Below are 15,214 nucleotides of genomic sequence, written 5' to 3' on the forward strand. Positions count from 1 at the left end.
CTCAAAGCGGGGCTTGCGCCGGCACCAGGTTGACGTGGCCGCGCTTGTTCGTCTCCCTTACCGGCTGGACGGCAGCTTCGCGGCACACGGCCATCGCCACATAAGGCAGGGCCAGGCAGATCGCCAGCATCTGGGTCGTGCGCACCTGCGGGAACGGCGTGCCGACCAGCAGGTCGGGCAGCATGAAGGCCAGCCCGGCGGCGCCGGCGGTCGCCACCCCGAGCACCTCCGGCGACACGGTCCGCAGCGCGCGGCGCGCGAAGGCGGCGAAGGCGAAGATGGTGCCGCCCAGCAGGACCAGCCCGGGCAGGCCGGCTTTCAGGGCGATGTGCAGCACGCCGCTGTGCAGGAACAGGCCGCCGTCCGGATTGGCCTGCCACGAAATGTGCTGGTAGCCCGTGTAGCGGCCCCAGGTGCCGATGCCGGTGAGCGGATGCGACAGGAAGTCGCCCATCGCGAACTTCAGCTCCAGCACCCGTTCGCTCTCGCTGCCGAAACGCTTCGACTGCATGTCGAAGAACAGGCTGGACAGGCCATGCGCGCCCTTGGTCTGGCCGAGACGCTTGAACGCGGCGTACAGCAATCCCACTCCCACCACCGGCGTGCCCAGCACCATCAGCTGGAGGCGGCGCTGCATCGGGAAGCGCATCATGACGATCAGGCCGGCCAGCACGAAGCCGATCCAGGCGGTGCGGCGGTAGGACAGCACCACGCACATGGCGGTCACGCACAGGGTGGCCCATTCGACCAGGTGCCAGAAACTGCCGCGCCTGGTTTTCACGATCTGGAACAGGTTGACGGCGGCGATCGCGAACGCGATCGTGCACAGCAGGCTGTCGTTGATGTCGAAGAAGGTCAGCTTGATCTTCAGGCCGTTCATGTTGGCATAGACGTTGTTCGGGTCGCCCTTGAAGATCGCCCAGCGCACCAGGCCGAACAGCGCACGGCCCAGGCCCGCCAGCATGATGAAGCGCGACAGTTCCACCACATCGTCGCGGGTACCGAAGGACAGCAGCAGCAGCGAGACCAGCGGCGCCATCCAGATGATGTTGGAGAAGCCGGCCACCGTCAGGATGTCCTGCAGCTTGACGTCCATGAACAGGCCCACCGCGACGTGGCCGCAGAGCAGCAGGAACCAGGCGAGGAACCAGGGCCGCAGGTTGCACGGCGGGGTCGGAAAACGCTGGAAGTTGGCCGACACGCGGGCGCAGCACCAGAACGCGAACATCATCCAGAACAGCAGCGGGAACAGCAGCACGCCGGAACCGCGGGTGTAGATGCCGGGCGAGCCCGCGGTCGACAGCGAGCCGTAGGTGGTCGAGTTCATGCAGAAGAACACCAGCATGTAGGCATACGCCAGCCAGCGCGGCCGCACCATCCCGATGCCGGCACCGACCACCGCCAGCAGGCACAGCAGTGCGACGATGATGAAAGGCAGCGAGGTGTAGACGTAGAGGATGAAGTTCTGCATCGAAGACCGCTATCCGTGGTTGGTGGCCGCGCCCAGCAGGCGGCTGCGCGCCTGCGGGTCGAGCGCACCGAGCATCTGGTTGACGAAGCGGTCCTGGACCTTGTAGGCATTGCCCTCGTCGGCCTCGATGGTCGAGACGCGCACCAGCATGCCGTCCGGGATGCGGCCCGACAGGCCGTACATGAAGCGCTGCAGCTTCTGGTCGAGGCCCGACATCACGGCCTTGTCGCCGATCGTGACCCAGTAGGTGATCGGCTCGTTGCGCGCGTTCTGGCGCGCCACCAGGCGCTTGACCGGCAACTTGCCGAAGCCGGTCGCCAGCTCGTCGCGGCGGTCCTTGAGCATGTCGAAGCCTTGCGCCACGTAGCAGACCTCGGGCAGGTGCAATTGCAGCTGCTTGCTCTGGTCGCCGCCGTAGGCAATCGACAGCATCACGCGCTGTCCCTGGGCGTTGATATAGGTGCGCGACAGGGTCTGGTCGTAGAGCGCGGCGATCAGTTCCTTCTGGTTCGGATCGGGTGTCAGCGGCACCACGCTGTTGTCGATGGTCCAACCGGCGAAGCTCTTCGGGATCATCGTGTCGAGATTGAAGTTGGCGCGGGCGTCGGCCACCTTCTGGGTCGGCGTCAGGGCGCCGGTCAGGGCCGAGGTGCCGGCCATCGCCACGCCCAGGATCACGCTGGCGGCAAATTTGCGGTTCATGCGGCCTCCCTGCTGCGCAGCGGCGCGTTCTTCGCCTCCCTGCGGCGGATGGTCCACTGCAGGGCCGAGTCGATCGACAGGATCAGCACCAGCGCGGTCACGAACAGCACCATGCCGGCAAAGCCGTGCAGGAAGCCCTGCCCCGCCGCGTCGCCGTAGTAATAGGTGATCAGGGTCAACACGATCACGCGGATCACGTTGGCCGAGAACGAGATCGGGATGATGAACAGGGCCAGGCCGACGTTGCGGAAGGCCGAGGGGTGGCGCATCAGGTTCAGGTAGAACAGGCCCAGCGCCTCCAGCGTGAGCAGGGTCTGCAGGCCGGCGCAGGCATCGGCCACCAGCAACTGGTACTGGCCGATCTGCAGGATCACGCCGGAGCGGCTGATCGGGTAACCGAAGGCGAACAGGATGTGCTCGGTGCCCCAGGAGACCGCCATCTTCATCGGCATCGTCACCGCCGCCACGAATTCGCTGGGCAGCGGCACCATGAAGATCATGAAGAAGAACGGGAACCACAGCACGCGCATGGAGCGCCCGCCGCGCTTGATCAAGAGCACCGACATCATCACCAGGATGATCGACAGCACTTCGAGCATCAGGATCTTCTGCGAGCGCCCCAGCATGTGGGTCAGCAGGCCGATCGCCAGGATGGGCCAGCCGGTCCAGCTGGCGCGCGGCGGCGTGGTCGCTTCCAGCATCTCCGGCCACTTGCGGTAGATCAGCCACAAGGCCAGGCCGAAGATGATCGGGCCATGGCCCTGCTCTTCGCCGACCCAGGCCCCGGTGAACAGGTCGTAGAAAGTCGGGACGAACAGCACGGCCAGGCCGAGCAGTACCGGCCACCATTCGGGCAGCGCGGCACGGAAAGAGCGCATCGAGCGAATGGCCAGCGTGTTCATTTCAGAACTCCATCACCACCGAACCGAGGATCTCGCAGCCGGCGTCGACCAGATGTTCGGCGGTGCGGCCGATGTGCGAAATACGGGTGTAGTTCTTGCGCGTGACCAGCAGCGCGCCGCCGGCACGGCTGGCGACCGCGATCGCGTCGACCCCGACATGGAAGGGCGGCACGTCGTACAGCACCACGTCGTAGCGGCTCTCGAGCATGGTGTTGAGGTTGCGGAAGCCCTCGCGCGCCAGCAGTTCCTGTGGGTTCGGCGGCAGCGTCCCGGCCGGCATCACCGACAGGTCGACGAAGGCCGGCACCCGTGCGATGACGTCGAGGTCGGCGCGTCCGGCCAGCAGGTCGGACAGGCCGGCGCGCGGCTTGATCGCGAACGTATCCTGCTGGCGCGGGGCGCGCAGGTTGGCGTCCACCAGCAGGGTTTGCTCGCCGAGCTGGGAGAACACGATCGCCAGGTTGGCCGCGAACAGCGCGGCGCCGTCGTCCTGGTCGACGCCGACGATGGCCAGGGCGCGCCGTCCGCGTGCGAACCAGCGCAGCATCAGCTGGCTGCGGATCGCACGCAGCGACTCGACCTGCGGCGAGAACGGTTCATAAGCGGCGATCAGCTTGGGCGACAGCCCGGCCTGCCCTTTCTGCAGATAGGGATAGGAGAACTGGCGCGCCAGCACCTGCTGGATGTCGTCCTCGCTCACCAGGCCCAGGCGCACGGCCGCTTCGCCGAAGCGGATTCCGGTTTCCTTCTGCATGCGCAGCACGCGTTCGGCGTCTTCCGGATTGAGCTTGCCCGAATCGAGCAGGAGGGCGCCCATGCTCATTTCGGCGGCGTGGTCGGCGTGGACGGCGGATAGCATCGGAGAATTCATGGTCTGTCCTCGATCAGTTCAGGCGCAGCAGGCGGCGCGGTGCCAGGGAGCGGATACCGCCGAGACGGCCGCGCGCCGGTTTCCATTCGATGGTGCCGAGCACCGGGATGCCCAGCATGTCCTTGACGTCGCTGGGCGAGCGCACCGGGCGGTTCAGCAGTTCCAGCAGCAGGGCCAGGCCGACGCCCAGCACGGTGCCGGCCAGGATGCCGATCAGGGTGTTCAGCAGCACGCGCGGGCCGGACGGCTCGGTCGGCGCCACGGCCGGGTTCAGCAGCGAGATGTCGGACTGCTCGGACTGCGCTTCGATCCGGGTCTGCGAGAAGCGCTGCGAAGCGGCGTCGAAGGCGCGCTGGGCGCTGTCGAGATCCTTCAGCAGCACGCCGAGTTCGTCGCGGGCGCGGTTCAGTTCCAGCACCTTGGCCTTCTGCTGGGCGACGGCTTCGCGCAGCTCGGATTCGCGGGCACGCAGCACCTGGGCATTCGCGCCGACGCTGCGGGAGACGGTGCCGAGGGCGGCGTTCAGCTCGCCGCGCACCTTGTCCAGCTCGGCCTTGGCGGCCTGGTACTGCGGGTGATTCTTGCCGTAGCGCTGGGAGGTGTCGGCGAACTTGCCTTCGGCGGTCGCCAGGTTGGCGCGCATCTGCTGGATCAGGGCATTGTTGGCGACGTCCGGCGAGGTCAGGGCCGAACCGGCGGCGGCCTGGCGCGAGTTGCCTTCCATCGCGGCGGTCTGCGCCTGGACCAGCTGGCCGGACAGGTCGTTCAGGCGCGACAGTTCGACGTCGACGCGGTTGTTGTCGAGACTGACGATGCCCTTCTCCTGCTGGTATTTGGAGAGGCGGGCCTGGGCGGCTTCGAGGTTGTCGCGCAGCTGCTTGGTCTGTTCATTGAAGTACGACGAGGCTTTCTTGGCCGGCTCGGTCTTGAGCTGAACGGTGATCTTCTGGTACTCGTCGGCGAAGGCGTTGGCGACCGCCGCCGCGAAGGCCGGGTCGGCGCCCTTGAAACTGATCTCGACCACCGAGGATTCGCGCGAGGGCACGATCTCGAGCTTCTTCAGCAGCAGGTCGGCCAACCAGTCGCGCACCGAGCCACGGCCTTCGGTGGCTTCGTTGAACTGCTGGATCACGGCCGGGCTGCTGGCCAGGTGCAGCGCATCGACCACCCGCAGCGCCACGTTCTTGCTGCTGATGATGTCGATCTGGGTGGCCATATAGCCCGGCAGCAGCTGACCCGGCATGGTCAGTCCGGTCAGCGGATCCACCCCCTTGTAGTTCAACAGAACGGATGCTGTCGCCTTGTACGTCTTGGATTGGATCAGGCTGAACCCGAGGGCCAGCGCGACCGTGACCAGCAGGGTCGTCAGGATGATCTTCTTCCGTGCAAGCAAGATCAGCAGGAATTGATGGACGTTCATGATGAACCTTTTTCAAAACGGGGTGGAACAGGAAACCGGGACTGCCTTACACAAAAATCAGAACCACGATTCGCGCACCGTGATGACGTCGTCGGTCTGCACCAGGTCGTCGTTCTTCACGTCGATCGTATGCGCCACGCCGCTCGCATCCTTGCGGGTCACGCGCAGGCCGCGCTGGGTGCCGCGCTGGGTCAGGCCGCCGCCGGCCGAGACGGCCTGCTGCACGGTCATCGCGCGCTCGATGCGGAACGGACCCGGACGGTTCACTTCGCCGGAGATGTAGGCGCGCGGTGCGCGTTCGACGAAGATGATGTCGCCGCCGGCCACTTCGTAGTCGCGGTCCAGTTCACCCTTGCGCACCATGTCGACGATGTCGATGGTTTCGCGGGTGGTCTTGCCGTTACGGTTGCGTACCAGGCTGACCATGTCGCCTCCATCCTGACTGATGCCGCCGGCGATCGCCAGCAAATCGAGCACCTTGCGCTTGCCCTCGATCGGATAGCGTCCCGGGCGGTTGACCTGGCCCAGCACCGACACCTGCTGGCTGGCCAGGGTGGTGATCAACAGGTTGACCTGGGCCTTCTTCAGGTAGCCGCCCTTCTCCAGCAGGCCGCCGATCTTCTTCTCGGCCTGCTGCGTGGTCAGGCCGCCGACCTGCACCTCACCCAGCAGCGGGAAGGTCATGCTGCCGGCTTCGGAGACGCGGGTCTCGGTGGCCAGGTCCGGGCTGCCGTAGACCGTTGCCTTGACCACATCGCCCGGGCCCAGCACCACTTCGGCGGCGCTGGTAAAACCGGCGGCCAATGCCAGGGTTGCTGCGATCATCCAGTGTACGAGTCGTTTCATTTTTGTTCCCTCTTTTTGATCAATGTTGAACGTGTCACTTCAGTCCGGCGACGCCGCGGTCGAGCGCTGCCTTGTCGGCATTGTTTTCCGACGCCGGCGCCGGTGTCGCGGCGGCACCGTTGGCCGGTACGCCGCCCTGCTGGTCGGCAACCGGCACCCCGTTGGTCCTCGCCACCGCGCTGGTCGGCGCACCGCCAGCCGGCAGCGTCGGCGCCGATTTCGGGTCGGGCATCAGCGATTTGTTCAGGTACTCGATCTTGGCGTCGGCACGCAGGCGCTGCAGCTCGGCCGTAGCCAGCTCCTTGTTTTTCTTGTTGACCAGGAACTGCTCGATCTGCGGCGAGGCAACCGCCAGCGTGACCGGTGCGTCCTTGACTTCGGTCACCGAAATGAACATCGCACGTGAACCTTCCTTGACCACGAACAGCTGCCCCTTCGGCATGCCGAGCAGCTTCGACGACAGCTCAGGCGGCACGTCGGCGGTGCTGCGGGTGACCTGGGTGCGTCCATACTTGAGCTTGTGGGCATCCAGCCAGACCGCGACTTCCTCCAGCGACTTGGCGCTGTCGGCGGCGGCCCGTACTTCCGGCGTCAGGTCGTTGGCACCGATCACGATTTCGCTCATGCTGAACTGCTTGCGGTTGGAGAAGAATTCCGGATGGGCATTGAAGTAATCCTCGACCTCTTTCGGCGTCGGCTTGGTCACGTTGCCGACCCGCTTCTGCAGATAGGCCTGGGCGATGATCAGCGACTTGGCGCGGTCGATCGCCTGCATGACCTTGGGATCGCGGTCCAGGTTTTCCTTGGCCGCTGCCTCCTCCAGCAACTGGCGGTCGATCAGGACCTGAAGCAATTGCTTGCTGGCGGTGTCCTGCTGGGCCGCCGAGACGCCTGCCCGCTGCAGCTCCTCGTTCAGCTGCAGCACCGTGACTTCTTCGCCGTTGACGCTGGCCAGCGCTTGTCCCGGTTTCTTTTCCTTGGCCTTGTCGCCGCACGCGCTCAAGGTTGCCGCAACGAGGATCAGCGCGGCGCACAGCACGCGTTTCGGAGTGGAGGGGGCATGGCTCGTTTTCATGGCCGCCAGGTGGTGTGTGTTCACTTTAGTTTCCTTGGGTTGGTGGGAACTCTTTTTATGACGAAGATGTCTCACATTTCAGTCTGCTACTGATGCATTCTGGGTGCCGCACGCTTGGGGCTCTGTTCGTCGGCTAACACTCAACCTTCGCCTTGCGTACGCTTCACGTGTCAGGCCGCGGCCCGGTTCTCCTGCGCTTCCATCAGCTCAACGAAAGCGGCATAGGCGCGGCGCAGGCCCTCCGGCAGCGGGGTCGTGGCCTGCCAGCCGAGCTGCCTGAGCTTCGAGACGTCCAGCAGCTTCCGCGGCGTGCCGTCCGGCTTGCTGGTATCGAAGCCGATGCGTCCCTTGTAGCCGACCACCTCGCCCACCAGCCGCGCCAGCTCGGCGATGGTGACGTCCTCGCCGGTGCCGACGTTGATGTGCGAATGCATCGGATCGGTGAGCTTCGCATAGGTGTCGTGGTCGAGGTTCATCACATGGACGCAGGCGGCCGCCATGTCGTCGACATAGAGGAATTCGCGCATCGGCTTGCCGCTGCCCCAGATCACGACTTCCGGCGCATTCGCCAGCTTGGCTTCATGGAAGCGCCGCATCAGGGCCGGGATCACGTGGCTGTTTTCCGGGTGGTAGTTGTCGCCCGGACCGTAGAGATTGGTCGGCATCACGCTGCGGTAGTCGGTGCCGTACTGGCGGTTGTAGCTCTCGCACAGCTTGATTCCGGCAATCTTGGCCATGGCGTAGGGTTCATTGGTCGGCTCCAGCGTGCCGCTCATCAGGTACTCTTCCTTGATCGGCTGCGGCGCCATGCGCGGGTAGATGCAGGACGAGCCCAGGAACAGCAGCTTTTGCACCCCGTTGACCCTGGCTTCGTGCACGACATTGGCCTGCACCATCATGTTGTCGTAGATGAAGTCCGCCGGGTAGCTATTGTTGGCGTGGATGCCGCCGACCTTCGCGGCCGCCAGGTAGACCTGGTCGATGGCTTCGTTACGGAAGAATTGTCGGACCTGCTCCTGGTCCGTCAGCTCCAGTTCCTGGTGGCTGCGGGTAATGATATTCGTATGGCCTTGCGCGCGCAGGGCGCGCACGATGGCCGAGCCGACCAGGCCGTTATGGCCGGCGACGTAGATGCGAGGCTGAGTATTCAACGTTCACTCCATTGAAATTGCAACGTTGTAACCATGCGATGCCAGCAGTTTGTGGCGGCGCGCCGTGTCCAGATCGGACGCCACCATTTCCTGCACCATCGCCGCGAAAGGGGTGCGCGGTTCCCAGCCGAGGCGTTCGCGCGCCTTGCCCGGATCGCCCAGCAGCGTGTCGACCTCCGTCGGACGGAAATATTGGGGATCGACCGCAACGATCGGCTGCCCCATCACCACCCCCGGCGCCTTGTCGCCGCTGAGGGAAGCGACGACGCCGCGCTCGTTCACGCCCTCGCCCTGCCAGGCGATTTCCATGCCCAGCTCGCGCGCGGCGAGCTCGACGAAGGTACGCACCGAGTACTGGCGGCCGGTGGCGATCACGTAGTCCTCGGGCTTGTCCTGCTGCAGCATCAGCCATTGCATCTCGACATAGTCGCGCGCGTGGCCCCAGTCGCGCATGGCGTCCAGGTTGCCGAGGAAGAGTTGCTGCTCCAGGCCCTGGGCGATGTTGGCGAGGCCGCGCGTGATCTTGCGGGTGACGAAGGTCTCGCCGCGGCGCGGGGATTCGTGGTTGAACAGGATGCCGTTGCAGGCATACATGCCATAGGCTTCGCGGTAATTAACCGTGATCCAGTAGGCATACAGCTTGGCGACCGCGTAGGGGCTGCGCGGATAGAAAGGCGTGGTCTCGCGCTGCGGGGTTTCCTGCACCAGGCCGTAAAGCTCGGAGGTCGATGCCTGGTAGAAGCGGGTCTTCTTTTCCAGGCCCAGGAAGCGGATCGCTTCCAGCAGGCGCAGGGTGCCGATGCCGTCGACGTCGGCCGTGTATTCCGGCGACTCGAAGGACACCGCCACATGGCTCATGGCGCCCAGGTTGTAGACCTCGTCCGGCTTGACTTCGCACATGATGCGATTCAGGTTCGAGGTGTCCGACAGATCGCCGTAGTGCAGGAAGAAATTCTTGTTTTCGACGTGGGGATCCTGGTAGATGTGGTCGATGCGCCCGGTATTGAACAGCGAAGCGCGCCGCTTGATCCCGTGTACCTCGTAACCCTTCGAGAGCAGCAGTTCGGCGAGGTACGAGCCGTCCTGTCCGGTCACTCCTGTGATCAGCGCTTTTTTCATGTTCTTGCTTGCCTTTCAGGTAGCAGTCCACATGGGTCTGCCCCTTAAATATTGCAATCTCATCAATTATTCTACGCAGCTCAATCGAGCCCGCAAGCGCCGATCCGATTGAATCCACCCCTTTAAGTCAACCTTAAGTAGACTTAATTTCCGACAAAACACACTTAAAATGCGTTTTCTCGCGTCAATACGACCTTCACCGTCCTGAGCACGATCCACAGATCCAGCCACAGCGACCAGTTGCGCAGGTAATCGAGGTCGTACTGGATGCGCGCTTCCATCTTGTCCAGCGTGGCGGTTTCACCACGCAGGCCGTTGACCTGGGCCCAACCCGTGATGCCCGGCTTGACCTTGTGGCGCAACATGTAGCCCTTGATCACCTTGCGGTACTGCTCGTTGTGCGCGACCGCGTGCGGGCGCGGGCCGACGATGCTCATGCGGCCCTGCAAGACATTGACAAATTGCGGCAACTCATCCAGCGAGGTGCGGCGCAGGAAGCCGCCGATCTTCGTGATCCGGCCGTCGTTGCGCTGGGCCTGGGTGACGGTCGCGCCGTTTTCCATCACGCTCATCGAGCGGAACTTGTAGACGATGATCTCCTCGCCATACAGGCCGTAGCGGCGCTGGCGGAAGATCACCGGTCCCTGCGAACTCAGCTTCACGGCAATGGCGACCACCAGCATCAGCGGCGCCAGCAGCAGCAGGATCAGCGCGGCCAGCGCGACGTCGGAGGCGCGCTTGATGGTGCTGTTCAGGCCCATGAAAGGGGTCTCGCAGATGGCGATCACCGGCATGCCGCCGACGTTGTCGAAGCGCGCCTGCATCAGGTCGAAGATGTAGACGTCGGGCAGGAAATAGACCGAGGCCGTGGTGTCCTGCAATTCGTCGATCAGCTTGCGGATGCGCGGCTGGGCCGAAATCGGCTGGCTGATGAAAATCATCTTGATGCCGTGCTCGCGCACGTACTGCGCCAGCTCGCCGGTCTTGCCCAGCATCGGGTGATGCATGCCGGCCGGGATGCGGTCGTCGGTGCGGTCGTCGAAAAAGCCGCGCACCGCCATGAAGAGGTTCGGATGCTTCTCGACCACGCCGGCGAACTTCAGGCCGACGTCGTTGGCGCCCACCACCACCACCGAGCGCACCTCCTTGCTGCGGTTCGGCGAATTCGCCAGGCGCGCGGCGATGTGGCTGGTCAGAAGGATCGCGGGCGTCGCGATCGCCCAGGTGGCCAGCACGCGGGCGTCGTAGAAGTACTTCAGGCCGCTCGACGAACCGAGGAACCACAGCACGGCCAGGGTCACGGCCCAGCCGAACACGGTATCGCGCGCATAGGCCCACATGCGTCCGCTGCGCCAGGTGCGGTAGGGATCGATGTGCTGGTACACGGCCGACGAAATGAAGAAGGCCAGGATCATCAGCACCAGCATGTAGCCCGAGAACGGTTCGTGGAACAGCAGCGCGGACAGGTACAGCGTTCCCATAATGATCAGGGGATCGAGCACCCGCTGGAAAAACGAGATCAGTGGTATGTCATTGACCGTCATAGGAACCTGTTGGAACTGCCTCAGAACTGGGCGTTGGCCGTCAGCGTCACGCTGTTCGACTTGAAGCTGCCAGTACCGAGGACCACGGAGCCGCTGCGCGACTGGTGCGCCACCCCGCCCTGCACCTGCAGCAGGGGGCGTGGATGCCAGGTCGCGCGCAGGCTGGTCGTGCGGATCGCATCGCGGAGGTTGTCCGAGCCGGCAAAGTCGCGGCGCGGGTTGTAGTTGCGGCGTTCATAGGTGGCGTCGGCGTTGACCGAGATCTTGGCGGTCGCATCCCACTGGGCGCCGACGCTGGCGCCGGTGTTCTGGGTATAGCTGACCACCGTGCTTTCGAGCGGGGCGAAATCGCGCCACACCGCTGCCGTGTAGGTCATCTTGCCGCGCGGCTGGTAGGTCGCGTTGATCTTGCCGGCGAATCCGCTGGTCCGGCCTTCGCCGAAGGAAGGCTGGTTGCGGCGTGTGTAGCCGACCAGGGCATCCAGCGTGGTCGAACCGGTTGCCAGCCATCGCACGCGCGCCTTCAACTCGTCCTGGGTAAAGTTGTCGTTGAAGGCGAAGGGACCGACCGGGCGCGGGACAGGATACTTGCCCTTCACATGGCGCGCCACCAGGCCGACCGTGCTGCCGCTGCGCGCCAGGTAGTCGAGTTCGAGTTCGGAAGCGTCCTCGGTCCGGTTGTTGTAGCGGTTGCTGAGGGCTTCGTAGCTGTACTTGTCGCGCTGGAAGCCGGCCCGCACCCTCCAGGCCGAATGGAAGCGCCAGGCGCCTTCGGCGTAGCTGCTGCGGGTGCGGCGCAGGTTGCGCTCCGTGCTGGCGAAATCGGTGTACGGGGCCAGCACCTGCTCCAGCGAGGTGCCGATCTTGCCTTCGAGGTGATTTCCGAGTTGCCAATTCCAGTTCGCTTGCAAGTCCTTGCCGTCGTAGTCGAGCTGCTTGAAGTGATCGAAGCTGGTCTTCGACAGCTTGGCGACGAGCGTGATGCGCTGCCGGCTGTAGGTCTTATCGAAGATCAAGCCAGCTTCACGCGTCCACCACGAATCGCCGCGCGTGTTGTCAAAGGCGGGCTGGTCCTCGGGAACGCGCAGCAGGTTGTCGTCGTGACCGTAAGCCACGCCGCCATAGACATGCAGCGCATCGTTGGGCCCGGCGCCGGCCGGCACGGCCGGGATCGCAGCGAAGGCGGAGCAAATCAGCAGGGCAAGGGGACGCACGCGGGAATTCAACATGATTGTTTGTCTTCTTAAGGTTAAACGCGCTGGACGGATTTACCAGTACGACCAGTTACCGGTACGGACGACCCAGATCCCCAGCAGGCCGTTGGTGACGGCGTGCGCCAGGATCGGCGACCACAAGCTGCGGTGACGCATGTACAGCAGGCTGTAGGCGGCGCCCGCGACGATGCCGGCCAGCCACAGGTTATGCTCGAAGCCGAACAGCAGGACGGTGATGATGAAGCTCTTGGGACCGAGTTGAGATGGCTCAACCGAGTCGAAATTGGGGGCAGCAACCCAGCGCATCAGGAAGGAGCGCCAGAACAATTCTTCCATCACGGGCACGACCAGGGCCGCGCCGAGGATGCGGATGGCGACCAGCAGCCAGTCGATCCGGCCCTCGCTGCGCGGATCGAAACCCGCAGGCGAGCCGAAGATCATCCAGCCGGCGTCCAGGCTGACCCACAGCACCAGCACCACGACGCCGGTGGCGAGCGCGGTCAGGACCGCGGGCGTGGAAAGGCGGAAATGCCTGAGTTCGGAATAGTGGCGCCAGAACAGCGCCAGCAGCAGCACGACGGCTGCGATCTTGGCGGGATACAGCCACAGCAGCGCGGAGGAGGCGACGCCCAGGCGTTCGAGGACGTCGCCGGCGACGATGAAGAACAGATAGGCCGCGAACGGCAGGATGCGGACCCAGGCCGCACGGCTGAACATGGGTGCATCGGCCGGACGTGTCGCCGCGGCGGGTGGAGCGATGCGTTCGTCATGTTCAGTCATGTCTCTCCATCATCGGCAGGCACTTGGCCTGCGCTCTCTAGCGAGCCATGCTACTCCCCCCTGACGCGCGCCTCGAGGCGCTCCCAGCGTTCCAGGGCATCAAGCAGCAAGTCCTCGATCTCCGCGAAACGCCCGTTGATTCTGCGCGCATCGGCGGGATTGGTCTTGTAAAAGTCTGGCGCGTTCAGTTGGGCCGTGATCGCCGACTGCTCGTCTTCAAGGCTGGCGATGAGCTGAGGGAGCTCCTCCAGCTCTCGCTGTTCCTTGTAGCTCAACTTTACCTTCTTGCCAGCCGCGTTCTGTGCGCTGGATGACATTTCGTTCGCTTTAACCGGGCTGGTCTTCGCGGCCGCGGCCGGCGTCGCAGCCGGCGCCTTGGCAGCCTCGGTTTTCACGCGCTCCCAGTCGCTGTAGCCACCGACGTATTCGCGCCACATCCCTTGCCCTTCGGAAACGATTACCTCGGTGACGACGTTGTCGAGGAAGGTACGGTCGTGGCTGACCAGGAAGACCGTGCCGCTGTACTCGGCCAGCAGCTCTTCCAGCAGCTCCAGGGTGTCGATGTCGAGGTCGTTGGTCGGCTCGTCCAGCACCAGGCAGTTGGCCGGCTTGGCGAACAGGCGGGCCAGCAGCAGGCGGTTGCGCTCGCCGCCTGACAGCGACTTGACCGGCGAGCGGGCACGCTCCGGCGCGAACAGGAAGTCGCCCAGGTAGCTCATCACGTGCTTGCGCTGGCCGTTGACCTCGACCCAGTCGCTGCCCGGCGAGATGGTGTCGGCCAGCGACGCCTCCTCATTGAGCTGCGCGCGCATCTGGTCGAAGTAGGCCACGTTCAGCTTGGTGCCGAGCTTGACCGTGCCGCTGTCGGCCGTTTCCTCGCCAAGGATAATCTTGAGCAAGGTGGTCTTGCCGGCGCCGTTCGGACCGATCAGGCCGACCTTGTCGCCACGCAGCACGATGCCGGAGAAGCCTTCGATGATCACTTTCTCGCCGTAGGACTTGGAGACGTTTTCCAGCTCCGCCACGATCTTGCCGGAGCGTTCGCCGGAGCCGACGTCGAGCCGCACCTGGCCCTGCTGGTCGCGGCGCGCGGCGCGCTCCAGGCGCAGGGCTTCGAGGCGGCGCACGCGGCCTTCGTCGCGGGTGCGGCGCGCCTGCACGCCCTTGCGGATCCACACCTCTTCCTGGGCCAGCACCTTGTCGAACTTCGCGTTCTCGATTTCCTCGATCGCCAGCAATTCCTTCTTGCGCTCCTGGTACTTGCTGAAGTTGCCCGGGAAGGACAGCAGGCGGCCACGGTCGAGCTCGATGATGCGGGTGGCGACGTTGTCGAGGAAGCGGCGGTCGTGGGTGATGAACAGCACCGAGCCGCGGTACTCGCGCAGCAGGCCCTCCAGCCACTGGATCGAGCTGAAGTCGAGGTGGTTGGTCGGCTCGTCCAGCAGCAGCACGTCCGGCGCAGATACGAGGGCCACCGCCAGCGCGACCCGCTTCTGCATCCCGCCGGACAGCGTGCCCATCTGCGCATCGCCCTTCAGGCCGAGGCGGTCCAGGGTCGTCTCGACCTTGTTTCCGATGTTCCAGGCATCGCTTGCATCGAGCTTGTGCTGCAGCTCGTGCATGCGCTCCATGAGCGCGTCGTCGTTGCCCTGGCCGAACTGTCCGGTCAGCGATTCATACTCGGCCAGCATCGCCTGTTGCTCGCCCATGCCGCCGGCGACGGCATCGAACACGGTCATGGCCGGATCGAACATCGGCTCCTGTTCGACGTAGGCGATCTTGAGGCCCTGCTGCATGACCAGCAGGCCGTCGTCGAGTTTCGAGCGTCCGGAAATGATCTTCAGCAGCGAGGATTTACCGGTGCCGTTGCGGCCGATGAGACCGACGCGCTCGCCGGCCTCCAGGGAGAAATCGGCATGGTCGAGCAGGGCGACGTGGCCGAAGGCCAGTTGCGCGGAAGTGAGGGAGATGACAGCCATGATCGTGTGCAGCAATGAGGGAAAGACGCATTGTACCGACTGGCGGGACCGAACTTCCAATATTGTCTGGATCATCGGCTATAATTGCGGTCGGTTCACGATTCCGGCCTGTTTCTCAGGGTCCGCTCGCCGAACCGCTG

Annotated in this window: 13 protein-coding genes; all 13 read right to left on the reverse strand. The window is 64.5% G+C overall.

Annotated features, from left to right (window positions below):
• Position 1: 1 nt before the first annotated feature.
• The 13 genes from AC1DIX_RS11075 to AC1DIX_RS11135 all read right to left on the reverse strand — a co-directional run bounded on the left by AC1DIX_RS11075 (position 2) and on the right by AC1DIX_RS11135 (position 15,074).
• Positions 2-1,471: an O-antigen ligase family protein gene (locus tag AC1DIX_RS11075; RefSeq protein WP_477324267.1), complete on the reverse strand. Its 1,470-nt coding sequence runs from the start codon at positions 1,469-1,471 to the stop codon at positions 2-4.
• A 9-nt stretch (positions 1,472-1,480) separates the two neighbouring features.
• A complete protein-coding gene (gene epsI / locus AC1DIX_RS11080; RefSeq protein ID WP_442124336.1) occupies positions 1,481-2,173 on the reverse strand; it encodes an exosortase-associated protein EpsI, B-type in 693 nt (230 codons plus the stop codon).
• On the reverse strand, positions 2,170-3,075 hold the full coding sequence (xrtB, locus tag AC1DIX_RS11085; protein WP_477324269.1) for an exosortase B: 906 nt from the start codon (positions 3,073-3,075) through the stop codon (positions 2,170-2,172). The genes epsI and xrtB overlap by 4 nt, the downstream gene beginning before the upstream one ends.
• 1 nt (position 3,076) lies before the next feature.
• Positions 3,077-3,946, reverse strand: coding sequence for a chain length determinant protein tyrosine kinase EpsG (gene epsG / locus AC1DIX_RS11090; RefSeq protein WP_477324271.1), 870 nt, complete (start codon positions 3,944-3,946; stop codon positions 3,077-3,079).
• A gap of 13 nt (positions 3,947-3,959) precedes the next feature.
• A complete protein-coding gene (gene epsF, locus AC1DIX_RS11095) occupies positions 3,960-5,366 on the reverse strand; it encodes a chain length determinant protein EpsF (protein ID WP_442124333.1) in 1,407 nt (468 codons plus the stop codon).
• A gap of 57 nt (positions 5,367-5,423) precedes the next feature.
• A complete protein-coding gene (epsE, locus tag AC1DIX_RS11100) occupies positions 5,424-6,212 on the reverse strand; it encodes a polysaccharide export protein EpsE (RefSeq protein ID WP_442124332.1) in 789 nt (262 codons plus the stop codon).
• A 34-nt stretch (positions 6,213-6,246) separates the two neighbouring features.
• Positions 6,247-7,311, reverse strand: coding sequence for an EpsD family peptidyl-prolyl cis-trans isomerase (locus tag AC1DIX_RS11105; RefSeq protein WP_442124331.1), 1,065 nt, complete (start codon positions 7,309-7,311; stop codon positions 6,247-6,249).
• Positions 7,312-7,457: 146 nt separating this feature from the next.
• Positions 7,458-8,438 carry a GDP-L-fucose synthase gene (fcl, locus tag AC1DIX_RS11110; protein ID WP_442124330.1) on the reverse strand — a complete coding sequence of 327 codons (981 nt, stop codon included), beginning with the start codon at positions 8,436-8,438 and terminating at the stop codon, positions 7,458-7,460.
• 3 nt (positions 8,439-8,441) lie between these two features.
• Positions 8,442-9,557 (reverse strand): GDP-mannose 4,6-dehydratase, encoded by a 1,116-nt coding sequence (gene gmd / locus AC1DIX_RS11115; RefSeq protein ID WP_442124329.1) that lies wholly within the window; start codon positions 9,555-9,557, stop codon positions 8,442-8,444.
• Positions 9,558-9,721: 164 nt separating this feature from the next.
• Positions 9,722-11,101: an undecaprenyl-phosphate glucose phosphotransferase gene (locus AC1DIX_RS11120; protein ID WP_477324273.1), complete on the reverse strand. Its 1,380-nt coding sequence runs from the start codon at positions 11,099-11,101 to the stop codon at positions 9,722-9,724.
• A 20-nt stretch (positions 11,102-11,121) separates the two neighbouring features.
• Complete coding sequence (gene epsL, locus AC1DIX_RS11125) at positions 11,122-12,330, reverse strand: XrtB/PEP-CTERM-associated polysaccharide biosynthesis outer membrane protein EpsL (protein WP_442124327.1); 1,209 nt, start codon at positions 12,328-12,330, stop codon at positions 11,122-11,124.
• 39 nt (positions 12,331-12,369) lie between these two features.
• Positions 12,370-13,095, reverse strand: coding sequence for a CAAX prenyl protease-related protein (locus AC1DIX_RS11130; RefSeq protein WP_477324275.1), 726 nt, complete (start codon positions 13,093-13,095; stop codon positions 12,370-12,372).
• Between the two features lie 50 nt (positions 13,096-13,145).
• Positions 13,146-15,074 carry an ATP-binding cassette domain-containing protein gene (locus AC1DIX_RS11135; RefSeq protein WP_477324277.1) on the reverse strand — a complete coding sequence of 643 codons (1,929 nt, stop codon included), beginning with the start codon at positions 15,072-15,074 and terminating at the stop codon, positions 13,146-13,148.
• Positions 15,075-15,214 lie beyond the last annotated feature (140 nt).

It is taken from the genome of Massilia sp. 05N420, assembly GCF_056397205.1.

Coding starts and splice junctions, on each gene's coding strand:
- AC1DIX_RS11075 (WP_477324267.1), bottom strand. CDS start 1,471: ATGCAGAACTTCATCCTCTACGTCTACACCTCGCTGCCTTTCATCATC.
- epsI (WP_442124336.1), bottom strand. CDS start 2,173: ATGAACCGCAAATTTGCCGCCAGCGTGATCCTGGGCGTGGCGATGGCC.
- xrtB (WP_477324269.1), bottom strand. CDS start 3,075: ATGAACACGCTGGCCATTCGCTCGATGCGCTCTTTCCGTGCCGCGCTG.
- epsG (WP_477324271.1), bottom strand. CDS start 3,946: ATGAATTCTCCGATGCTATCCGCCGTCCACGCCGACCACGCCGCCGAA.
- epsF (WP_442124333.1), bottom strand. CDS start 5,366: ATGAACGTCCATCAATTCCTGCTGATCTTGCTTGCACGGAAGAAGATC.
- epsE (WP_442124332.1), bottom strand. CDS start 6,212: ATGAAACGACTCGTACACTGGATGATCGCAGCAACCCTGGCATTGGCC.
- gmd (WP_442124329.1), bottom strand. CDS start 9,557: ATGAAAAAAGCGCTGATCACAGGAGTGACCGGACAGGACGGCTCGTAC.
- AC1DIX_RS11120 (WP_477324273.1), bottom strand. CDS start 11,101: ATGACGGTCAATGACATACCACTGATCTCGTTTTTCCAGCGGGTGCTC.
- epsL (WP_442124327.1), bottom strand. CDS start 12,330: ATGTTGAATTCCCGCGTGCGTCCCCTTGCCCTGCTGATTTGCTCCGCC.
- AC1DIX_RS11130 (WP_477324275.1), bottom strand. CDS start 13,095: ATGACTGAACATGACGAACGCATCGCTCCACCCGCCGCGGCGACACGT.
- AC1DIX_RS11135 (WP_477324277.1), bottom strand. CDS start 15,074: ATGGCTGTCATCTCCCTCACTTCCGCGCAACTGGCCTTCGGCCACGTC.